At 67.9% G+C, this 23,901-nt stretch carries 13 protein-coding genes; 6 read left to right on the top strand and 7 right to left on the bottom strand.

Going from position 1 to position 23,901, the window contains the following annotated elements; all coding sequences use genetic code 11:
• From PCA10_RS22840 to PCA10_RS22860, 5 genes are all read left to right on the top strand, one after another.
• Positions 1 to 951: an ABC transporter permease gene (locus PCA10_RS22840; protein ID WP_016494457.1), complete on the top strand. Its 951-nt coding sequence runs from the start codon at positions 1 to 3 to the stop codon at positions 949 to 951.
• The gene (locus PCA10_RS22845; protein ID WP_016494458.1) at positions 941 to 1,747 is read left to right on the top strand and encodes an ABC transporter permease; all 807 of its coding nucleotides are present in this window, start codon (positions 941 to 943) and stop codon (positions 1,745 to 1,747) included. Before PCA10_RS22840 ends, PCA10_RS22845 begins: the two co-directional genes overlap by 11 nt.
• Positions 1,748 to 1,920: 173 nt before the next feature.
• Entirely contained in the window at positions 1,921 to 3,345 is a 1,425-nt protein-coding gene (locus tag PCA10_RS22850) for a gamma-aminobutyraldehyde dehydrogenase (protein ID WP_016494459.1), read from the top strand.
• Between the two features lie 273 nt (positions 3,346 to 3,618).
• Positions 3,619 to 4,095, top strand: coding sequence for an ester cyclase (locus tag PCA10_RS22855; protein WP_016494460.1), 477 nt, complete (start codon positions 3,619 to 3,621; stop codon positions 4,093 to 4,095).
• Positions 4,096 to 4,268: 173 nt separating this feature from the next.
• Positions 4,269 to 4,856 (top strand): thioesterase family protein, encoded by a 588-nt coding sequence (locus PCA10_RS22860; RefSeq protein ID WP_041770413.1) that lies wholly within the window; start codon positions 4,269 to 4,271, stop codon positions 4,854 to 4,856.
• Positions 4,857 to 4,957: 101 nt separating this feature from the next.
• Here the strand turns inward: PCA10_RS22860 and PCA10_RS22865 are convergent, their stop codons facing one another.
• The 7 genes from PCA10_RS22865 to PCA10_RS22895 form a co-directional block, all read right to left on the bottom strand.
• Positions 4,958 to 5,947: a cysteine synthase A gene (locus PCA10_RS22865; protein ID WP_016494462.1), complete on the bottom strand. Its 990-nt coding sequence runs from the start codon at positions 5,945 to 5,947 to the stop codon at positions 4,958 to 4,960.
• A gap of 52 nt (positions 5,948 to 5,999) precedes the next feature.
• Entirely contained in the window at positions 6,000 to 6,440 is a 441-nt protein-coding gene (locus PCA10_RS22870; RefSeq protein ID WP_016494463.1) for an ion channel, read from the bottom strand.
• Complete coding sequence (locus PCA10_RS22875) at positions 6,434 to 7,483, bottom strand: DUF2955 domain-containing protein (RefSeq protein ID WP_016494464.1); 1,050 nt, start codon at positions 7,481 to 7,483, stop codon at positions 6,434 to 6,436. Before PCA10_RS22875 ends, PCA10_RS22870 begins: the two co-directional genes overlap by 7 nt.
• Entirely contained in the window at positions 7,473 to 8,603 is a 1,131-nt protein-coding gene (locus tag PCA10_RS22880; protein ID WP_016494465.1) for an HlyD family secretion protein, read from the bottom strand. The genes PCA10_RS22875 and PCA10_RS22880 overlap by 11 nt, the downstream gene beginning before the upstream one ends.
• Complete coding sequence (locus tag PCA10_RS22885) at positions 8,600 to 10,135, bottom strand: efflux transporter outer membrane subunit (RefSeq protein WP_016494466.1); 1,536 nt, start codon at positions 10,133 to 10,135, stop codon at positions 8,600 to 8,602. The genes PCA10_RS22880 and PCA10_RS22885 overlap by 4 nt, the downstream gene beginning before the upstream one ends.
• A 4-nt stretch (positions 10,136 to 10,139) precedes the next feature.
• Positions 10,140 to 11,246 carry an AI-2E family transporter gene (locus PCA10_RS22890; protein ID WP_041770936.1) on the bottom strand — a complete coding sequence of 369 codons (1,107 nt, stop codon included), beginning with the start codon at positions 11,244 to 11,246 and terminating at the stop codon, positions 10,140 to 10,142.
• A gap of 125 nt (positions 11,247 to 11,371) precedes the next feature.
• A complete protein-coding gene (locus tag PCA10_RS22895) occupies positions 11,372 to 11,809 on the bottom strand; it encodes a nucleoside deaminase (RefSeq protein WP_016494468.1) in 438 nt (145 codons plus the stop codon).
• Between the two features lie 620 nt (positions 11,810 to 12,429).
• On the opposite strand from PCA10_RS22895, the gene PCA10_RS22900 reads away from it, so the two are divergent.
• Complete coding sequence (locus PCA10_RS22900) at positions 12,430 to 23,886, top strand: VCBS domain-containing protein (RefSeq protein ID WP_016494469.1); 11,457 nt, start codon at positions 12,430 to 12,432, stop codon at positions 23,884 to 23,886.
• Positions 23,887 to 23,901 lie beyond the last annotated feature (15 nt).

The raw sequence follows: 23,901 nt of genomic DNA on the forward strand, positions 1-23,901 counted from the left end.
ATGGAACTGACCCTCAACGCCGAGCGGCCGCGCGCCGCCAGCGGCCCGCTGCGCCGGCTGTCGAGCCTGCTCTACAGCCGGCCGGCCCTGTACCTGACGCTGCTCCTGGTGCCGCCGCTGCTGTGGTTCGGCGCCATCTACCTGGGTTCGTTGCTGAGCCTGCTCTGGCAGGGCTTCTACACCTTCGACGACTTCACCATGGCGGTGACGCCGGACCTGACCCTGGCCAACTTCGCCGCGCTGTTCCAGGCCGCCAACTTCGACATCATCCTGCGCACCCTGGGCATGGCCATCGCCGTCTCCATCGCCAGTGCCGCGCTGGCCTTCCCCATCGCCTACTACATGGCGCGCTACACCACGGGCAAGACCAAGGCGTTCTTCTACATCGCGGTGATGATGCCCATGTGGGCCAGCTACATCGTCAAGGCCTATGCCTGGACCCTGCTGCTGGCCAAGGGCGGCGTGGTGATGTGGTTCGTCCAGGCGCTGCACCTGGAACCGCTGCTGGAACTGCTGCTGGGCGTGCCCGGCGTGGGCGGCAGCACCCTGTCCACCTCGCACTTCGGCCGCTTCCTGGTGTTCGTCTACATCTGGCTGCCGTTCATGATCCTGCCGATCCAGGCCTCCCTGGAGCGCCTGCCGCCGTCCCTGCTGCAAGCCTCGGCGGACCTCGGCGCGCACCCGCGCCAGACCTTCATGCAGGTGGTCCTGCCGCTGTCCATTCCAGGCATCGCCGCCGGCTCCATCTTCACCTTCAGCCTGACGCTCGGCGACTTCATCGTGCCGCAACTGGTGGGCCCGCCCGGCTACTTCATCGGCAGCATGGTCTACGCCCAGCAGGGCGCCATCGGCAACATGCCCATGGCCGCCGCCTTCACCCTGGTGCCCATCGTGCTGATCGCCATCTACCTGTCCATCGTCAAACGCCTGGGGGCCTTCGATGCACTCTGAGAAAGCTTCGTTAGGCCTGAAAGCGGCCGCCTGGGGCGGGCTGGCATTCCTGCACATCCCGATCCTGATCATCGTCCTCTACGCCTTCAACACCGAGGATGCGGCCTTCAGCTTCCCGCCCCAGGGCTTCACCCTGAAGTGGTTTAGCGTGGCCTTCAGCCGCGTCGACGTGCTGGAGTCGATCAAGCTGTCGTTGCAGGTGGCGGCGATCTCCACCCTGATCGCCATGGTGCTGGGCACCCTGGCGGCGGCCGCGCTGTACCGCCGCAGCTTCTTCGGCAAGGAAGGCATCTCGCTGATGCTGATCCTGCCCATCGCCCTGCCCGGCATCATCACCGGCATCGCCCTGCTCTCGGCCTTCAAGAGCCTGGGTATCGAGCCGGGGCTGCTGACCATCGTCATCGGCCACGCCACCTTCTGCGTAGTGATCGTCCACAACAACGTGATCGCGCGCCTGCGCCGCACCTCCCACAGCCTGATCGAAGCCTCGATGGACCTGGGTGCCGACGGCTGGCAGACCTTCCGCTACATCATCCTGCCGAACCTGGGCTCGGCGCTGCTGGCGGGCGGCATGCTGGCCTTCGCGCTGTCCTTCGACGAGATCATCGTCACCACCTTCACCGCCGGCCACGAACGCACCCTGCCGATCTGGCTGCTCAACCAGCTCAGCCGCCCGCGCGACGTCCCGGTGACCAACGTGGTGGCCATGCTGGTGATGCTGGTGACCATGCTGCCCATCCTCGGCGCCTACTACCTGACCAAGGGTGGTGAGAGCGTGGCGGGCAGCGGGAAGTAAGAACGTTTGATGCCAGCCCTCTCCCCTGCTTTTCTCCCCTCTCCTCTCCCCCTCCGGGAGAGGAGAGGGGCGGACCGCGAACGGGAGAGGGCAGCCCGAGCCACACCGAATTTCCCTCACCCCAACCCCTCTCCCAGGGGGCGAGGGGCTAGAACTCAGCGAGGATTCAGCCCATGCAAACCAAACTCCTGATCAACGGCCAGCTCGTCGCCGGTGAAGGCCCCGGCCTCGCCGTGCTCAACCCGTCGCTGGGCAGCGCCCTGGTGGAAATCGCCGAAGCCAGCCCGGCCCAGGTCGACGCCGCCGTGCGCGCCGCCGATGCCGCCTTCCCGGCCTGGTCGCAGACCCCGCCGAAGGACCGCGCCGGCCTGCTGCTCAAGCTCGCCGACAAGATCGACGCCCAGGCCGAGGAACTCGCCCGCCTGGAATCCCTGAACTGCGGCAAGCCCTACACCGCGGCGCTGAACGACGAACTGCCGGCGGTGGCCGACGTGTTCCGCTTCTTCGCCGGCGCCAGCCGCTGCCTGTCCGGCTCCGCCGCCGGCGAATACCTGCCCGGCCACACCTCGATGATCCGCCGCGACCCGGTGGGCGTGGTCGCCTCCATCGCGCCGTGGAACTACCCGCTGATGATGGCCGCCTGGAAGCTCGCCCCGGCGCTGGCCGCCGGCAACACCGTGGTGTTGAAACCCTCCGAGCAGACCCCGCTGACCGCCCTCAAACTGGCCGAATTCATCAATGAGCTGTTCCCCGCCGGCGTGGTGAACATGGTCTTCGGCCGCGGCCCCAGCGTCGGCGAACCCCTGGTGACCCACCCGAAGGTACGCATGGTCTCGCTAACCGGCTCGGTCGCCACCGGTTCGCGCATCATCGCCGGCACCGCCGATAGCGTGAAACGCATGCACATGGAACTGGGCGGCAAGGCCCCGGTGATCATCTTCGACGACGCCGACATCGACGCCGCCGTGGAAGGCATCCGCACCTTCGGCTTCTACAACGCAGGCCAGGACTGCACCGCCGCCTGCCGCATCTACGCGCAGAAGGGCATCTACGAGAAGTTCGTGGCCAAGCTGGGCGAGGCCGTCGGCAGCATCCAGACCGGCCTGCAGGACGACCCGAGCACCGAGCTCGGCCCGCTGATCACCGCGCAGCACCTGGAGCGCGTCGAGGGCTTCGTCCAGCGCGCCAGCGCCGTGCCGCACATCCAGGTGGTCACCGGCGGCAAGCGCGCCGACGGCCCGGGCTTCTTCTTCCAGCCCACGGTGCTCGCGGGCGCCCGCCAGGACGACGAAATCGTCCGCCGCGAAGTCTTCGGCCCGGTGGTCTCGGTCACCGCCTTCGACACTGAGGAGCAGGTGCTGGACTGGGCCAACGACTCCGACTACGGCCTGGCCTCCTCGGTCTGGACCTCGGATGTCGGCCGCGCCCACCGCCTGTCCGCACGCCTGCAGTACGGCTGCACCTGGGTCAACACTCATTTCATGCTGGTCAGCGAAATGCCCCACGGCGGCGTCAAGCACTCCGGCTACGGCAAGGACATGTCCATGTATGGGCTGGAGGACTACACCGCCATTCGCCACGTCATGTTCAAACACTGATCCGGACGCCGCTCGCGGGCCCGGGCGTTGTTGAGGAGAACGTCGAAATGCTCATGTACTGCAGTACATTCCGCTTTCTCCGCCCTCCTCGCCTGGCCCGCTCCGCGCGCGACGCCCGGATTGGTGCCGCTGTTGTTGTAGGGGCGAATTCATTCGCCAAGGGCGACACAGTCGCCCCCGACGATGCCGTCAGGCAGTCCTGCGGACTGCTTGGCGATTGAAATCGCCCCTACCGGATGTACCCCACGCTGCAAACCACCAGGAGAACGAGCAATGCGTAATACCTTGCGTAATTTCAGCTTCATCCTGCTTTGCGCCACGGCCGGGATGGTCCAGGCAGCCGACGATGCCAAGGCCGTAGTCGAAGGCTACATGGCCGCCTGGAACGCCCACGACGTCGACAAGGCCGCCAGCTTCCTGGCCGAGGACGCGGTGTACTTCGACGCCACGGTGGGCACGCCGCAGAAAGGCCGCGTGGCTGCCCGTGACAACGTGATCAAGGTCTTCGTCGGCGCGGTGCCGGACCTCACCTGGAAGATGACCAGCGAACCCATCGTCAGCCCGGACGGCATCGCCTTCCAGTGGGAGTTCGCCGGCAACAACAGCGGTGCCTGGAGCGCCGAAACCCCGGCCACCAACAAGCCGCTGAAGTTCGAGGGCGTGAGCTTCGTGCGCGTCAAGGACGGAAAGATCACCTACCAGGGCGACTACTACGACGCGCTCGGTTTCAACAAGCAACTCGGCTGGTAAGCATCCGCCAACCCAGCCCCACAGGTTGGTGCCTCTCCCCGGGAGACACCAACCTGTTCACTCCCCGCTCCTGTTCCCTTCTTGCCGCGCCACCCCGCCCTCCGCTACAAAGCAGCCCTGCTCGCCACCGAGCACGCCATGCCCCCTGTACCGCCCACCTACGGAGCCCCGTAATGAACCTCTGGTTTCGCCTGATCTGGATGCTGCTGACCCATTGGCGCCGCCCCCGAGTGACGCCCCTCGGCAGCAGCGTGCTGAAGATGACCGTGCTGCCCAACGACCTGGACTTCAACGGCCATGTGAACAACGGGCGCTACCTGACCCTGGCCGATGTCGGCCGCATGGATTTCGTCCTGCGCAGCGGCGCCGCCCGCGTGGCCTGGCAACACCGCGCCCTGCCCATCGTGGGCGACGCGATGGCCAAGTTCCGCCGCGACCTCAAGCCCTTCCAGCGCTTCGAGCTGCACAGCCGCCTGCTCGGCTGGGACGACAAATGGACCTTCCTCGAACACCGCTTCGTCCGCCACGGACGGGTGCTGGGCGTGGTGGTGATCCGTGGCCTGTTCAAGGCCCCCGAGGGCGTCCTGGCGCCCGACCTGTTCGCCGAGGCCCTGGGCGTGGACCCGGTGTCGCCGCCGCTGCCGGCCTGGCTGATCGAGTGGAACGACAGTTGCGAGGCCATGAGCCGGGCGCTGCGGGCCGAAGAAAATGGCGAAGCGGAAAGCGCTCCATCGACCCTTTCCGCCCAGGGAGAGATGTAACTTCCCACCCTCGCTCCCCGGATTGCATCCGGGCTACGCGGCCGCCTTGTAGGATGGGGCGGGCGGCGTTCCGCTGAGCGAAGCGATACCCATCAAGCGCCCTACCCCTTCACTCCAGCGGCAGCCGCCAGGCCCTTCTCCGCCAACCACGCCGGATTGAACAGGCGCCCGGCATACAGCCCGCCCCGGTCGCAGAGCAGGGTCACCACCCGGTGCCCCGGCCCCAGCTGGCGGGCCACCTGCACGGCGGCGGCGAGGTTGATGCCGGAGGAGCCGCCGACGAACAGGCCCTCCTCCCGCAGCAACCGATAGACCATGGCCACGCAGGCCGGGTCGTCCACCTGCACGGCATCGTCGATGGGGGTGCCTTCGAGGTTGGCGGTGATGCGCGTGGTGCCGATCCCTTCGGTGATCGAGCTGCCCTCGGCGAGCAGTTCACCGTGTTTCACCCAGTGGTACAGGGCGCTGCCCATGGGGTCCGCGAGCACGATGCGCACGCGCGGATCTTGCCCCTTGAGGTAGCGCGCCACCCCGGCCAGGGTGCCGCCGGTGCCGGTGGCGCAGACGAAGGCGTCCAGCCGCTCACCGGTATCCGCCCAGATCTCCGGGCCGGTGGTGTCGAAATGCGCCTGGCGGTTGGCGGTGTTGTCGAACTGGTTGGCCCAGATGGCCCCGGGCAGTTGCTCGGCCAGGCGGCCGGCGATCTTCTGGTAGTTGTCCGGGTCCTTGTAGGGCTTGGGCGGTACCGGGCGCACCTCGGCGCCCAGGGTCTGCAGCAGGTCGAGTTTTTCCGCGGACTGGTTGTCCGGGATCACGATGATGCAGCGATAGCCCCGCTCCGCGCAGAGGTGGGCAAGACCGATTCCGGTGTTGCCGGCTGTGCCTTCCACCACTGTGCCGCAGGGCAGCAGCCGACCCTGGCGCTCGGCGTCGTCGAGGATATGGCGGGCGGCGCGGTCCTTGACCGAGCCGCCGGGGTTGAGGAATTCGGCCTTGGCCAGGATGTCGCAGCCGGTCTCGGCGCTGAGCCCCACCAGCCGCAGCAGCGGGGTGTTGCCGACGCTACCGCTGAAGCCGTCGCGGATGGCCATGCCGCACCTCCGGAAAGTGCATGGGAACGAACAGTTTCAGTCTAGCCCCGCGCTAGCGCTCCCGGACCTGGGCCAGGTGGTGACGGATGATGTCCGATACCGCCGCCGTCATCACCGCCGTGGAGACCCCGAACATGAGGATGCCGTTGGCCGCTTCCAATGGCCCCAGTAGCCGCCACTCCTCGCTCATGACGATGTCGCCGTAGCCCAGCGTGGCGAAGTTCACCCCCGAGTGGTACAGCGCCACTGCAAAGCGATCGAACTCACCGAGCAGGACGAACAGGGCGCCCCAGATCGCCATCTGGACGAAGTTGCCCAGCAGCATCAGCAGCATCACCGTCGACAGCAGCAGGGTGTTCTGCCAGAGCGAACCATGCCCGCCGGTGCGTTTCATGTAGCGGGCATAGGGCCTGAAGCAGAAGGCCACGAACAAGGACTGCAGCATCAGGCATACCAGCATCACGGGGATACCCACCAGCAGGTCGATCAGCATGGACCAGCTCCTCGGTTGGCTTGACGGTGTCGCCGCAGGAAGCGCCGACGGTCGATCAGGTAGACCGCCCCACAGGCGTACAGGGTGACCAGGATGAAAAGCCCCATGCGCACCGCGAAGGCGGTGTAGACGTCCTTGCCGGCCTCGCTGTCCTGCACCGACTGGCCGAGCAGGATGATCAGGGTCACCAGGGTGTTCAGCCAGAACGCGGGGGCCTGCCGGGTCGGTACCAGGCGCTGTAGCCGGCGGGCCATCAACAGGCCGAACAGCAGCATCCAGAGGAAGAACATCCACAGGTGCGGGAACAGGCTGAGTGCGCTCCAGAACAGCATGGCGAGCACCCCGCCCAGCAGGGTCGAGCCCAGCAACTCGCGGCCGGCGGTGCGCGCGGAGGCGCCGCAGACCTGCTGGCCCAGGCTCACCGACTTCATGATCAGCGGCATGTAGCTGGACGGGTCGATCAACGCCAGGAGGTAGGCCGGCAGCACCACCAGCGCGGCGCGCAGGGCAATCCAGGCGGACTCGTCCGCCGCCACCTTCGGCCGCGCCGGCGGCGCCGGGGCATCGGCCGGTTCCGGGAACAGCCAGTGGGCCAGCGCCGCCACCAGCACGGCAAGCACGATGCCCTTGGCCAGGGCCTCGATGACCGTCACCGCCAGGCCGAAATCGTAGGCCCCCGCCGCCGAGATCATGGTCAGGCCGATGACCAGGAACTGCGCCACCAGCGGATTGCCGCCGCGCAGGCCATAACCGAAGCAGACGAACAGCCCCAGCCCCACCAGCAGCACCCCGCTGGGCGGCGCATGACGCAGCAGCGGGATCAGCAGCAGGCCGCAGCCGGTGGTCAGCATGATCACCAGCGCCAGTGCCGGGGCGGCCTTCAACGGCAGGGGCCGGTTGCTGGTGGCCAGCAACAGCAGGGCGAAGATCGGTGCGAGGAAGGGAATCGGCAGCGCCAGGCCGAAGCCCAGCGCCAGGCTGAGGGCCACGCCGCTGGCCAGGCGCAGCGCGCGCCGGGCCCGCAGGTCGCGGTCAGTAGGCATAGGACAGCCAGCTCATCAGGCGAATGAACAACCGCCCCAGGGGATTGAGGAGATTGCCTTCGGAGGGGAACGCCATGACTTCCGCCTGGCCGCCCACCCGCAGGCCGGCCAGCTCGTCCAGTTCCCCCGGGGCGAATTCCACCACCACCGGGAAGCGCTGCGCCGGGCGCAGCCAGTCGCGACTGTTCTGCACCGTCGGTAGCGTGCCGGGGGCCGGCGCCTGGCCCGTGCTGACGCCGTAGCCGACGCTGCGCACGCGGCCCTCGAAGACCCGGCCGGGAAAGGCGTCGAGCACGATGGCGACCGGCGAACCCGGTACCACGTGCCCCAGGTTGTTCTCGGTCATCTCGGCGTTTATCCACAGGTCGTGGATGGCGATCAGGGTCATCACCGGGCTGCCCGCGCCAACGTACTGGCCGATGTCCATCCGCAGGTCGGTGATGAGCCCGGCGGAACTGGCCCGCACCCGGGTCCTGGCCAGGTCCAGCTCGGCCTTCTCCAGGGCCGTGGCGGCGCTGCGCAACTGGGCGTTCTCCGCTTCGTGGCCGCCCTGCTGCTCCCGCGCCCGCTGGACTTCCGCCCGCGCCGCGGCCACCTGGCTGGTGGCCTGTTCGAGGGTCGCCCGCGCACCTTCCAGGCGGCGCACGGAGATGGTGCCCGGGTCTTCCCGGTACAGCCGCTCCAGGCGTTGGTTGTCCTGCCGCGCCTTCAGCTCGTTGGCCTGGGCCGCGCGCAACGACGCCAGGGCCGAGTCGATGCCGGCGGTGCCGGCGCCGATCTGTCGGCGCACGGTTTCCAGGTCGGCGCGGGCGCGGTCGGCGGCGATCTTGTACTGCTCCGGGTCGATTTCGAAGAGCACGGCGCCGGCCTTCACGTCCTGATTGTTGCGCACCTGCACCGCGGTGACGCGACCGGCCACCTCGGCCGCCACCGGCACCACATAGGCCTGCACCCGGGCCTGCTGGGTGTAGGGGGTGAAGCGATCGGCCAGGAGGTACCAGACCAGGGTCAGGACGATGACGAGGATGACCCAGCGGGTGCCCTTCGCCGCCGCGTCGGCGCCAGGCGCGGGCTCGGGCTTGGCGGCGCCCTCCCCGGGGGCTTGCGGTTGCTCGCTCATCGCGGTTCATCCTCCGTTGCAGCCGGGTCCGCCGCCTGCGGCTCGTCCAGCAGGTCGCCCCAGTCGGTGCGTTGGCGCATCTGTTCGCGGGTGGCGTCGTCGATCAGCGGCCCGTCCCGGTACCAGCCGCCGCCCAGGGCCTTGTAAAGGCCGATCAGGTTGCTCAGCGCATCGCTGCGGCTGAGCAGGTAGCTTTCCTGCTGCTGGAACAGTTCGCGCTGGGCATCCAGCACCCGCTGGAAGTCGGCGAAGCCTTCGAGGTACTGGGCATTGGCCAGGTCCAGCGAGCGCTGCGCCGCCTCGGCGCTTTCAAAGCGGATACGCTCGCTCTCCAGCGCCTTGGCCAGCCCGGTGGCGGCGTCGTCGGCTTCCCGCGCGGCCTGGCGTACCCGGTCGCGGTAGGCCTCGATCAGTTGCTGCAGGCGCGCATCCTGGATCCGCACGTCGTTCTTGATCCGGCCATGGTCGAAGAGGTTCCAGACCAGGCTGGGGCCGGCCACCATGTCGAGGCTGTCCGAGGCGCCACTCAGGCTGGAGGTGCTCCAGACGATGCTGCCCAGGAGGCTCACCGAGGGATAGAGATCGGCCTCGGCGACGCCGATCAGCGCCGACTGGGCGGCCACCGCCAGCTCGGCAGTGCGCACGTCCGGCCGGCGCAGCAGCAGATTGGCCGGCACATCTTCCAGCACCGCCTGGTCGGGCAACGGCAGCAGCCCCGTGCGCGCGTCGAGTTCGGGCAGGGGGCCGGGTGGCCGGCCGATCAAGGCGGCCAGGGCGTTGCGGCTGCGCACGGCCTGGCCTTCGAGGTCCGGGATGGTGGCCAGGGTGCCCAGGTACTGGGTCTTGGCCTGCTGGAAGTCCAGTTCGGAGCTGTCGCCGCTGCGGAATAGCCGCTCGGTGATCTCGAAGCTGCGCTTCTGCCGTTCGGCGTTCTCCCGGGCGATGCGCAGGCGGGCCTCGAAGGTGCGCAGGATGAAATAGGTATCGGCCACCTGCGCCCGCAGCAGCACCAGCACGTCTTCATAGTTGGCGTGGGCGGCGAAGTAGGCCGCATCGGCCGACTCGATGGCGCGGCTGAAGCGCCCCCAGAAGTCCAGCTCCCAGCCAATGTCGAAGCCGACGCTGTGCTGCCAGAAGTGCCGGTCCTGGGGATTGCGCCCACCGGACTGGCGCTGGTCCACGTAGAGGCTGTCGGCGCTGGCCTGCTGCAGCTGCGGGTAGCGTCCGCTGAGGGCGATGCCCAATTGCGCGCGGGCTTCCATCACCCGCAGGCCGGCGATCTCCAGGCTGCTGTTGTAGGCATCCGCCTCGGCGATCAGGGCATCGAGGGTCGGGTCGGCGAACACCTCCCACCAGCGCAGGAAATCCGGCTGCGGACGGCTCCGGCTCATCTGCTCCAGTGCGGTGCTGTTCCAGTGCTCCACCCAGGGTTCGCGCGGAGACTGGAAGTCCGGGCCGACGCGCACGCAGCCGGCCAGCCCAAGCGCGCCGGCCAGCAGTACCCAGGCGGTAGCGCGCTGCAGGGGCATCATCCGCTCAGGGCGCGGTCCGCTCTTCCTCGACCGGCAGCTTCGGCGGGTCCTCGACCCATTGCCAGAACAGCTTGTAGCCCACCGCCAGGACCACCGGGCCGATGAACAGGCCGATGATCCCGCCCGTCACCATCCCGCCCAGCGCGCCGATCAGCACCACCGGCATCGGTACGTTGACACCGCGTCCCAGCAGCATAGGTTTCAGCACGTTGTCGGAGAGGCCGGCGACGACGCTGTACACGGTGAAGATGATGACCCCGAGGGACGCGCCCTGGGTGGCGAAGACGAAGATGATCACCGGCACCGTGATCAGGGTCACCGGCAACTGCATGATCCCCAGCAGCAGCACCAGCAGCGCCAGCACCCCGGCCCCGGGGATGCCCATGACCACGAAACCGACGCCCACCAGCAGCATCTGGATGAAGGCGATACCCACCACGCCCTGGGCCACCGCGCGGATGGTGGCGGTGCAGAGTTCGGCGATCTGCGGCCCACGCACCGGCCCGGACAGCCGCGAGGCGATGGCCACGGCGCTGCGGTGGCCGTTGCCGCCGTAGGCCATGATGATCCCGCCGATGATCAGCGCACCGAGGAACAGCAGGATCCCCGCGCCCACCCCGGCCAGCTTGCTCATCAGCACCAGGCCGGCGCCCTTGAGGTAAGGCAGTACCTGCTTCACCAGGCTGGTCTGGTCGGCGTCGGCCGCCTGTTTCCAGGCATCGGACAGGGGCTGGCCGATCAGCGGCCAACTGGCGATGGATTCCGGCGGCGCCGGGATCTGCAGGTCACCCCCCTTGAGCAGCTCGAGGCCGCTGTCCATGGATTCAGCGATGGACGAGCCGAGGAGGAATACCGGAATCAGCAGGATCGCCACCGAGACCAGGGTGATCAGCGTCGCCACCTTGCCCTCCCCCAGGCCCATGGCGTTGCACAGGCGCTGGTGCAGGGGATAGAAGGTGACGGCGAGTATCACCGCCCAGAGCATCAGGTTGAGGAAGGGGTGGAACACCTGATAGCAGGCCATGGCCAGCACCAGGATCAGGCCGGCGCGGATGAAGACGTCGAGCAGACCACGGGAAAGGGCTTGCTCCCAGAGCGACGAAGGGACCATCGGGATCTCCTTGAAGCCGTTGGCGGTGGAGCCCACAGGGCTCGGGACAATCCCGGTGCCCACAACCACCACCGACCGCGCCGGGTGCTCAGCAGAGCATAGCCGCCGCCCGGCGCCGCGCCGCCCTATTCACCAATATCTTCGTTCCACAGCTCCGGCTTGGCCTTGATGAAGTCCTCCATCAGCTGCACGCACTCGGCGTCCTGCAACACCTCCAGTTGCACCCCGCGGGAACGCAGCAGCTCCTCCTCGCCCAGGAAAGTACGGTTCTCGCCGATCACCACCTTGGGGATGCCGTAGAGCAGGATGGCGCCGCTGCACATGGAGCACGGCGACAGCGTGGTGTAGAGCACCGCCTCGCGATAGACGCTGGCGCTCTGCCGGCCGGCGTTCTCGAAGGCGTCCATCTCGCCATGCTTGATGGCGCTGCCCTCCTGGACCCGGCGGTTGTGGCCGCGACCGATGATGCGGCCCTTGTGGACGATCACCGAGCCGATGGGGATACCGCCCTCGACCAGGCCCTGGCGGGCTTCCTCGATGGCGGCTTGCATGAAGGCGTCCATGACTGCTCCTTGAATGGTATTAACCAGAAAGTTCAAAGTTATCCCGCGGATGGATTCCGGATATCCGCATCGGGCATATGTCCAGAGATGTTTAGCATCATCCAACTATAAGTTGTCGATAGTTCCCCTTAGTTGGCACGAGATGAGCCATTAGTGGATATGACAAGTCCATCACGAATAGCCGTACGCGTGTAGGACGCAATCGGCTCAAACGCACGTTCCACTGACAGGTGACCTAGATTTTCTGCGATCTCGCAGATAGTCTCTTTGTCAGAAATTTCTGACCGAAACCGGATGTTTGGTCAGCAGAACCATTGTTCAGGAACAGACGACGCGCACGCGCTGGGTATTCCCGCGGCTTCCAGGCCCATATCGCAGAACAAGCTACGCTTGATTGATTCGTCGGTGGAACTCACTCCGCCGAACACGCGCGACTGGACTTGCCAGAGTTGCCCGGCAATAGCCAACGAATGACCGGACTTATCGGGCTCGCTCCCGATCGGTTTCACGCCTGAACCCTATCCACCCCACCCGGGTCGCCTGGATGAATGGGGGGTAGCTGCAGTGGAATTTCAACTGTAAGGGCCGGCCCTGTGCGGCACGCCCCACTTGGTGACGATATGGACATGACGACCAAGCCAGGCGACTCCCAGCCGCCTTCATTCAAGCCACAGCGCCGCGCGATGGCGCTCGAGCCACGCATCCTCTTCGATGGTGCGGCCGCCGTCGCGGCGGACCAGCAGCACCAGGACAGCGGCGACGCCGGCAAAGCGCCGGCCAGCGAGCATGCCACCCCCAGCGACGCCCGCAGCGAACCCGGCCAACAGCAGTCGGCCAGCCGCCACCTGCTGGTGCTGGATAGCCGCATCGACGGGCGCGAGCAACTGACGGCGCAACTGCCCGGCAACGTCGACGTGCTGGTGGTGGACAGCGACCAGGACGGCCTCGCGGCCATCTCCGCCGCCCTCGCCCAACTGGGCCAGGTGGACTCCATCCAGATCCTCTCCCACGGTGCCGCCGGCGAGTTCACCCTCGGCAAGACCACCGTCAGCGCCGACAACATCAAGCAGTTCACCCAGCCCCTCAGCCAATGGAGCCAGTCCCTCAGCGAGGGCGCCGATATCCAGCTCTACGGCTGCAAGGTGGGCGCAGGCAGCGACGGACGGACCCTGGTGAACGAACTGGCGCGCATCACCGGCGCCGACGTGGCCGCGTCCAGCGACGATACCGGCGGCGCCCGCGCGGGTGGCGACTGGGTGCTGGAGGTCGCCAGCGGTGACATCGACAAGCCCCTCGCCCTCGCCGCGGCCGCCGCCAACGGCTACGACCGCCTGCTGGCCGCCGGCCCGACCACCACCCTCACGGGCGGCGCGGACGTGCTGCTGGGCGATACCTTCAACTTCAACGTCACCTTCACCAACATCACCACCGATACGGGCTATGCGCCCTTCATCGACCTGTTCTTCCCGGCCACCGGCAAGGATGGCGCAGGCGCCGAGATCGACGACGGCATTACCTTCGTGTCCGCCAGCTACCTGGGCCAGAACCTGGCGACCCACGTCCTCACCTTCGACACCAATGGCCAGGCCAGCCACCCCCTGGCGGTGGGCACCAACGGCCAGCCCCTGGTGATCAACGCCGCCGACTTCGGCATGCAGGCCGGCGACCAGCTGGTGGTGGTGGAACTGCCGTTCGCCAGCGTCAGCCAGGGCCAGCCGCCGATCGTCGTGCAAGTCACGGCCACCCTGAGCGACCTGGCCGACACCGACTTCTCCTTCTCCGGCACGACCCCGGACCTGACGATTCGCGCCCGCAGCGGCTTCCAGTACGGCAACGACTCGCTGAACAACCCGGCCACCGACCCCAGCATCCTCGAGCCGTCCGCCAACGCCGACAGCTACGTGGTGCACCCGACGGTGGTCACCTTCGATCAGGTGATCACCACCCCCGAGGGCGAAACCGCCACGGGGCCGAACTACGGTCGCGAACTGGACGTCATCGTCACGCCGGCCGACTCACAGACCCTGCAGGACGTGGTGCTGGTCCAGCCCGTCCCGGATGACGTGATCGTCCGGAGCATCAGCCCCGGGACCGGCGGCACCCTCGCCTCGATCACCCTGTACGACGGCCGCGTCCTGACCAACGCGGCGGCGATCCAGGCGGTGCTGGCGCTGAACAACGACGGCAACCTCAACAACGACCTGTATATCAGCCGGTTCACCGTCCGCTACCCGACACTGACCGGGCCGACCACCACCAGCGTGGAGTTCTTCGTCCCGGACGACGACTTCAGTGGCGCACCGGTGCTCAACCCCGCCACCGGCGACGATGTCACCATCACCTTCGATGCGCCTACCGCCCAGGGCAACTGGCAGCCTCTGGACCCGCGCGACGCCACCAATGGTCTGATCCGCTTCGACGGGACGGGGCAGGACGTCAGCTTCGTGGCCAAGTCCATCACCCTGGAGAAGCAGGTCAGCGTACGCACCGATGTCGGCACCCACGGCCTCAGCCCGGGCGACACGCTGGACTACCGCCTGAACATCGCGCTGTCCGACTACTTCGCCTTCGGCCGCACCTTCCTCGGCCAGGGCAGCTTCCTGGTGGCCGACCAGCTCGGCGACGGCCAGAGCTTCGTGCCCGGCAGCGCCACCCTGACCATCACCCAGGGCGGCGTCAGCCAGACCATCGCCCTGGTCAGCAGCGTGGTGGTCAATGCCAACGGCACGACCTCCCTGGTGTTCGACATCGGCCAGTCGCTGGCCGCCGTCGTCCCCCTGCGCACCTCGCTTTCCGGCGACCTGGCCTTCGACGACCTGCTGCAGGGCGCCACCCTGGCGGTGATCGGCTACCAGGCACGGGTTGCGCAGAGCTATACGCCGCCGGCCGGCGCGCCCCATAGCGAGATCAACGAGGGCGACTCCTTCGGCAACAACGCCACCGTCACCGCCACCATCCTGGTGGACGCCCTCAACCTCACCGGCTTCGACGAGAGCGACGGCTCCAGCACCATCAGCACCATTCCCACCAGCCAGGTGCAGATCGACCTGGCGGGCCTCAACGGCGGCGGCGCGCCGGCACCGGGCACCGAACTGCGGCCAGGCGACTCGGTCACCTTCCGCCTCAGCTACGACCTGGTCACCGGCGACTACGAGAACTTCAAGCTCACCGCTTACCTGCCGCTGCCGCTGTTCGACCTGACCGGCGTCGACCTGAACAGCATCTGGCGCCTGGCCACGGGCAACACCAACCCCAACAGCCCCACCTCGGTGACTCTCGGCCCCGGCAACTCGCTGGTGTTCACTTTCGCCGACTACGTCAACCCCGGTATCAACGGCAGCCGGGTCGCCATCGACTTCACCCTGACCGTCAGCGACCAGCCCTTCGCCGACCAGCGCGCCTTCAACGTACTGGGCGAATCCAGCCAGACCCGGACCCTGGACAAGAGCGTGCTGCTCACCACCGACGACGTCACCCTGATCGCCTCGGTGGCCGAGCCCGTGCTCAACCTCAGCCATGGCGTGGTCTCCACCAGCCACGGCACGGTGACCGGCACCACCGGCAGCTGGAACGCCCCCGGCACCACCGGCGTGCCCTTCGGCGGGCGCATCACCGACATACTCGCGGTCAACGGCAACATCACCGGCATAGACGCCAGCGACCGCCTGCGCCTGGCCACCGCCATCGAGAACAGCGGCGGCGGCAACGCCTACGACGTCAGCACCAGCATCGCCCTGCCACCGGGGCTCAGCTTCGTCGGCGGCAACCTGTCCACCGCCAACCTGCTGATCTACCGTGGCGACGGCACCCGCCTGGTGGCCGGCACCCACTTCACCGTGAACAACGCCACCAACACCATCACCTTCATCGACGGCCCGGGCGTCGGCGCCCTACTGGCCGGACGTCCGGGCACCGCTGCCGACACCAGCGGCGCCAACCTGGTGGTGATCACCTACGACGTGCAGGTGGCGGCCAGCATCGGCGCCAGCGCCACCCTGCAGAGCACGGCGCAACTGACCCGCTACGCCAGCGTCGAGGGCGGCGAGAACTTCCTCTCAGCCCCGCTCAGCGACCTCGCCAGCCAGCAGGTCGCCGCGCCGACCATCAGCAAGAGCTTCGCCGGCGGCAGCCTGGACAACAGCGACTCCAGCGCCGCCCACACCACCGGAGCCAACCTGGTGGTGGGCGAGAGCATGCTCTACGACATCGTCGTCACCCTGCCCGAAGGCAGTACCCAGAACCTGCGCATCAACGACCTGATCCCACCCGGCCTGCGCCTGGACACCACCTTCAACGGCAACCTGGGCTACCAGCTGATCACCACTGCCGGTGGCGCCCTCAGCGCCAACTTCGCCGGCACCCTGGCCGTCGGCAGCCTCACCGCGCCCACCGGCACACTGGGTGCCGACGGCGCCGACGCACGCTTCACCTTCAGCGTCTCCACCACCGCCGGCGACAACAACACCGGCAACAACAGCTTCGTCATTCGCGTGCGCCTGGTGGCCAGCAACGTGATCGCCAACCAGACCGGCGACGTGCGGCAGAACGACGCCCAGCTCGCCTACAGCGATCCCGACGGCAATACCCCCAACGGCGCCACGCCCCTCGACCGGACGGTGGCCCTGACCGGGACCAAGCCGGCCATCACGGTCCAGGAGCCCACCCTGCAGCTCAACCAGCAGTTGCTCACCGACCCGGGCGTGGGCTTCGATGAAGGCGACCAGGTGGACTTCCGCATCACCATCGCCAATGGCAACGGCGCCAGCGACTACGACGCCTTCGACATCGACTTCTCCAGCGTGCTGCCCACCGAGATGGACCAGCTGACCCTGGTCAGCGCGATCTACACCGTCGGCGGCGTCAGCACCAATATCAGCGGCAGCTTCACCCTCGACCCGACTGGCCGCACCCTGGTCAACAGCGGCAACGTCGACATCGCCAAGGGCGGCACCATCGTCATCAGCGTACGCGGCGTGGTGAACGCCACCGGCGCCTCGGTGGCGCGCTTCGACAACCTCGCCGAGGTGCGCTGGACCAGCCTCAACGGCACCGTCGCCGGGGAACGCACCGGCGCCGACGGCCTGCTCAACAGCGGGGTGTTGAACGACTACCGCCGCTCCAGCGACCTGATCATTCCGGTCGCCCAGGGCATCAAGATCTCGCGGGTGGGCGGGCTGCCGGACACCGCCGCGCCGAACCCGACCAACGCGATCAATGAGAACGTCACCATCGGCGAGATCGTCCACTACCGCGCCGTGGTGCTGGTGCCGGAAGGCAGCAACCCCAATTACCAGTTGCTCATCACGCTCAATCGCGGACTGTCCCTCGCCGACGTCGCCAGCATGCGCATCGGCTTCATTTCCGATGGCGGGCTGGTCACCAGCCTGGGCGACCTGATCATCGGCGGCACCCTGCAGATCATCGGCAACGAGGACAGCCCGCAGGCGCAGTTCCTCAACCCGGACCTGTCCGGCGCCGCGCCCACGGGGGTGATCAACCCCATCTACGTGGTGCAGGACACCGACGCCAACGGCAACCTGGTGGTGACCCTGAACCTGGGCAGCCTCACCAACGGCCCGTTCGGCAACGGCAACGACGCCAACGATGACGACCTCGAAGGCGTGGTCGTGGAGTTCAACGCCCGGGTCGACAACATCCTCGACAACCAGGCCGGCGACGCCCTCGGCGTGACCGTGCAGGACCGGGTCAACGGCAACCTGCGGGCCACCAGCGACACCCTCTTCGAGCGTATCGTCGAACCAAGCTTCAGCGGCGTGGACAAGCGCGTCACCGACTTCATTCCCAACCCCGGCGGCACCACGGGCACCGCCACCGTCACGGTGGGCTTCACCTCCAACGGCGGCCTGCCGGCCTACGACGTGCGCCTGACCGACGGATTCCCCACCGGCAGCAACTACAGCCTGGTCAGCGTCACCATCGGCGGCACCACCTACGGTCCGGGCAACCTGCCGGCCGGCGTCAGCGTCAGCACCATCGGCGGCGTCACCGTGGATATCAGCCGGGTCGCGGTGGGCACCGCCGTCAGCGTGGTCTACCGCGTCGACGTGCCCAATGGCGCCACCATCGCCAGCGCCAACGCCAACGCCAACCTGAGCTGGTCCAGCCTGCCGGAAACCTTCACCAACTGGGGCGGCAGCACGGTGGGCCCCGACAGCAGCGCCACCGGCGAACGCACCGGCGCCAACGGGCCAGGCCCCGACGCCAGCGTGCTGAACAACTATGTGCTGCGCGAGGGCGCGGGGCTCGGGATCATCAGCGGCACCCTGTGGAACGACACCGGCACCGCCGCCAGCGCCCCCAACGACATCGTCCCCGACGCCGACCCGGTACCGGGAACGCCAGCCTACGAACTGGCGATCCCCAACCAGGCCATCAACCTGGTCTGGGCCGGCAACGACGGCGTGTTCGGCAATGCCGACGACCGCACCTTCGGCACCACCACCGACGCCAACGGCCGCTTCAGCTTCGGCGTGCTGCCCTCCGGCCTGTTCCGCATCAACGCGCCGGGCACCGTCAACAGCATCGCCCAGTTCGGCGAGCTGCGGATTCGCATCGATACCGATCGCGGTACCCTCGGCCAGGTCCAGGTGACCCTCGGCGAAGGCGCCACGCAACAGGCCAACTCCGGCTATGTCGAGATCAATGATGCGCCGGTGAACACGCTGCCGGGCTTCCAGCAGGGCGCCGAAGATACCCCGCGGGCGATTCCCGGCATCCGCGTCAGCGACATAGACGCCGAGCGCGACCCGGACGTGAACAGCCGCGCCATCCAGGTCACCCTGACCGTCACCCATGGCACCTTGAGCCTTACCGGTGCCACCACCGGCGTCACGGTCACCGGTGCGGGCACCGCCAGCCTGGTGCTGGTGGGGCGAATCGCCAACCTCAACACCGCGCTGGCCGGCCTCAGCTACCTGGGCAACCTGAACTTCAACGGCAACGACTTCCTCGAAGTGCTGACCAACGACCTGGGCAACTACGGCGATTTCAACGGTAACGGCATTCCCGGCGAGCTGGCCGATGCCCGCACCGACAGGGACTTCCTGGTCATCAACCTCACCCCGGTCAACGACCCCCCGGTGGCGGTGGATGACAACGCCGCCGCGCTGGAAGCCGGCGGCACCGACAACCGCACCCCCGGCATCGACCCACGGGGCAACGTACTGGCCAACGACACCGACGTCGACATCGGCACCAACGGCGACCAGCTCCGCGTCGTCTCCGTGACCTCACCACTGAACGTCCTGGTCACCATCCCGGCGGTGGGCCCGGCGGAAATCATCGGCCGCTACGGCCGCCTGGTACTCCAGGCCGACGGCGCCTACCAGTATTTCGTCGACAACGACAACGCCGAAGTGCAGGCCCTGCGCCTGGCCACCGACCAGTTGACCGAGGTCTTCACCTACGTGGTTTCCGACATCGGCATCGGTGGCGCGCCCCTGCAGGATACGGCGACCCTCACGGTGGTCATCCAGGGCGCCAACGACACCCCCGTGGGCGTCAACGACCAGGGCACCGCCGTCGAGAGCGGCGGCGTCAACAACACCAACGTCGGCAATCCCGGCGACACGCCGCCGACGGGCTTCCCGGTGCCCGGCGCCAACGCCACCGGCAATGTGCTGGCCAACGATATCGATGTGGACGGCGGCGAGAACCCGGCAGACCCGATCGACTATGGCGAGACCAAGACCGTCACCGGCGCGCGCCCGCTGCGCGAGCTGGTCCCCGGCGCCCTGACCCCGGTACCCGCCGGTGGCAGCGCGGTCATCGTCGGCACCTACGGCACCCTGACCATCGAATCCGATGGCGACTACACCTACGTGATCAACGAGAACAACACGGCGGTGCAACGCCTGGGGCCCAACGACAGCCTGGTCGACATCTTCAGCTACCAGGTCACGGACGCGCTGGGCCTCAACGACCTGGCCGAGCTGCGCATCACCGTGCGCGGCAACTACGACAACCCCGTGGCCAGCGACGACCAGGCGTCCGCCCAGGCCGGCTCCGGCCCCAACGCCATCGGCGAGAGCAACCCCAGCGGCAACGTCATTCTCTTCCCCAGCCGCCCCGGCACGGTCACCCAACCTGGCGGCAATGGCGTGGACAACGACGTCGATGCCGCCGACCGGCCCAACACCCTGCTGCAGGTCAACGGCGTGCGCTCGGGGCTGGAAACCGCCGGCGGCGTACTGATTGGCGTCGCCGCCGGCTCCACCAGCACCACAGGCGCCACCCTGCTGCTGGGCAACTTCGGCCTGCTGCGCATTGGTGCCGACGGCTCCTTCACCTATGACGTGGACAGCGCCAATCCCACGGTGCAGGCCCTGCAGGCCGGCCAGACCCTGACCGAGACCTTCACCTACCAGATCGTCGACACCAACGGCTTCACCGACCAGGCGCAACTGGTGATCACCGTGCGCGGCGTGAACGACCCGCCGGTGGCGCAGAACAGCTTCAACATCGCCGTCGAACGCGGCGGCGTTGCCAATGGCCAGGCCGGCATCGACCCCTCGGGCGACGTCCTGCTCAACGACTTCGACCCCGACGGCGACCCGCTGTCGGTGATTTCCATCAGCAACGACACCCTGGGCACCACCGGTGTGATCGGCCAGGCCTTCGACGGCCAGTATGGCACCCTCACCCTGAATGCCGACGGCACCTATACCTATGTGCTGGACAACGACAACCCCGAAGTGGAAGCCCTGCGCCAGCTTTCCGACGTCCTCATCGAACGCTTCACCTACGCCATCTCCGATGGCCTGGAAGCCCCACAGTCCGCGCAACTGGTGATCATCATCCTCGGCCGCAACGACAACCCGGTGGCGGCCAACGACAGCGCCACGGCGGTGGAAGCCGGCGGCGTCAACAACGGCAGCGCCGGCGTCGACCCCACGGGCAACGTGCTGGGCAACGACACCGACGTCGACGGTGGCGAGCGTCCCACCGACCCCATCGACTACGGCGAGACCCAGGCGGTGGGCTCGGTGCGCACCGGCGCCGTCGAGGGCGCGGGTACCGCCGGCATCCTGGGTACCGAACTGCGCGGCACCTACGGCTGGCTGACCCTGCATGCCGACGGCAGCTACAGCTATCGCCTGGACAACACCATGGCGGCGGTCCAGGCCCTGCGCCCCGGCAACACCCTCACCGACAGCTTCAACTACAGCGTCATCGACACCGCAGGCGCCCAGGACATCGCGGTGCTGAACATCACCATCCAGGGAGCCAACGACGCCCCGGTGGCCAACGACGACAACGCCATCGCCGTCGAGGCGGGTGGCCTCGACAACAACCTCGCGGGCGTCGACCCGAGCGGCAATGTCCTGGCCAACGACACCGACGTCGACCAGTTCGGCGAAACGCTCACCGTGGTCGGTGTCCGCCACGGTGCCGCTGTCGGCACCATCGGCAGCGCCTTGGCCGGCGAGTACGGCACCCTGACCCTCAACGCCGACGGCAGCTACACCTACATCGTCGACAACGACGACCCACGGGTGGAGGCCCTGCGCATCGCGGGCGATACGCTGCGCGAATCCTTCACCTACACCATCCGCGACCTGGCCGGCGCCACCAGCAGCGCCACCCTGACCATCACCATCCAGGGTCGCAACGACAATCCCCACGCCATCCGCGTGGACATCGTCGCCGTGGAAGCCGGCGGCACCCGCAACAGCACCCCCGGCATCGACCCGCGCTTCAACGTCCTGGCCAACGACCGCGATGTCGACGCCGGCGATACCAAGACGCTCATCGGCATCCGTCTCGGCGACGAGCTTGGGGGCAACAACTTCACCCTGGTCACCGGCAACCAGAGCATCAATGGTCTCTACGGCACCTTGATCGTGAGTCCCAACGGTGAGTCGCACTACGTGGTGAACAACGCCCTGGCGGCGGTACAAGCCCTCAAGCCCGGCGATACGCTACGGGAGGTGTTCTCCTACCGCATGCGCGACACCGCCAGCGCCCTCAGCATCGCCCGGATCGCCATCACCATCCAGGGCGCCTGGGACGCGCCCGTGGCCAACAACGACATCAATATCGCGGTGGCCGACAACGGCGACGGCCTGGTGCTCAACCCCACCGGCAACGTGCTGCCCAACGACACCGACGTCGACCAGGGCGACCAGCTCACCGTCACCGCGGTACGCACCGGCGCCGAAAGCGGCACCGGTACCGCCGGCAGCGTGGGCAACGTGCTGGTCGGCCAGTACGGCACCCTGATCCTCAACGCCGACGGCAGCTACCACTACATCCTCGATACCGGCAATCCGGAGGTCCTGGCCCTCAACCTGTTCGAGACCGTGCGCGACACCTTCACCTACCAGGCCACCGACCGTGGTGGGCTCAGCGACCTGGCCCAGCTGACCATCGTCATCATCGGCCGCAACGATGCGCCGGACGGCGTCGACGACGTGGCGAGGGCGATCGAGGCGGGCGGCCTGAACAACAACGTCCCGGGCCTCAACCCCAGCGGCAACGTACTGGACAACGACAGCGACCTGGAAAACAGCCCGCTCACGGTCACGGCGATCCGTACCGGCGCGGAAACCGCCACTGGCACCGGCGGCACCCTGGGCACTTCGCTGCGCGGCCTCTACGGCACCCTGACGATGAACGCCGACGGCAGCTGGACCTACATCGTCGACAACAGCCTGGCGGCGGTACAGGCGCTGCGCATCAGCGGCCAGACGCTGGTGGATACCTTCACCTACACCGTCGCCGACCCCAACGGGGCGGACGACACCGCGGAACTGCGCATCACCATCGACGGCCGCAACGACACGCCGATCGCCGCCAACGACGACGCCACGGCCGTGGAGGCCGGAGGCAGGGACAACGGCACTCCGGGCAGTGACCCGACCGGCAACGTGCTGACCAACGACACCGACGTCGATGCCGTGGCCAATGGCGAGACCAAACAGGTGCTCTCGGCCACCAGCGAGCTGGGCAACAGCGCCGCCGCCGGCCAGGCCCTGGTGGGGCGCTACGGCACCCTGATCCTCAATGCCGACGGCAGCTACCAGTACCTGCTGGACAACAGCAACCCGACGGTGCAGGCGCTGCGCACGGCGGGCAACACCCTGCGCGAGAGCTTCACCTACACCCTGCGCGATGCCGAAGGCGCCCAGTCCGTGGCGCGCCTGAACATCCTCATCGAAGGCGCCAACGACGCGCCGGTGGCCCGCGATGACGGCAACGTCGCCAGCGACCAGACGGTGGCGCCCCAGGCCAGTGGCAACGTGCTGCCCAACGACAGCGACATCGACGCCGGCGACGGCCTGCAGGTGGTGGGCGTACGCACCGGCCTGGAGACCGGCAGCGGCACCACCGGCGCGGTCGGGCAACCCCTGCAGGGCCGCTACGGCACCCTGGTGCTCAACGCCGACGGCAGTTACACCTACAGCATCGACCTGACCAACCCCGAGGTGCTCGCCGCCGCCGGCCTCGGCCGGGTGCTGCAGGACGTGTTCACCTACACCATGAGCGACCTCGCCGGGGCGACGGACCTGGCGCAGCTGGTGATCGACCTGGACATCGCCGCGCCCTTCATTCCCGCGCCCGATAGCGACCCCATCGGCCCATTCGAGGACCGCGAAGACCTCGATCCCTTCGCCCGCCCGCGACTGCCGGGGGTGGACCCGGTGGTCTACGTGGGCCCGGTGGTGGAACGCAACGAGCGGCTGCTCCAGCTTTCCGACTGGGAGGCCGACGGCAGCGACCTGCGCCTGGCCAGCCCGATGCAGATCGAGAGCGAAACCCTGCTCGCGCGCCTGGGCATGGGGCCCGGCCAGTTCGTCGGCCGCGCCGTGAACCAGAGCGCTACGGAAAGCGCACAGGACCTGGCCTGGATCCTCGGCCGCCATAGCCGCATCGACCTCACCGCGGACGGCCTGCTGGCCGATCCCTCGGTATTCGCCACCAACGCGGAGAACCTCACCCAAGGCGACACCCAATTGCCACCGCCATCCGACAGCCGCACCGCCCCCGGCTTCCGCGCCCAGTTACGCGAAGCCGCAGAGCGCCTGCGCGCCCTCGGCAATGGCACCAGCGAATAAGCAGCAAACAAGGAA

Source organism: Pseudomonas resinovorans NBRC 106553 (genome assembly GCF_000412695.1).
Classification (GTDB): Bacteria; Pseudomonadota; Gammaproteobacteria; order Pseudomonadales; family Pseudomonadaceae; genus Metapseudomonas; species Metapseudomonas resinovorans_A.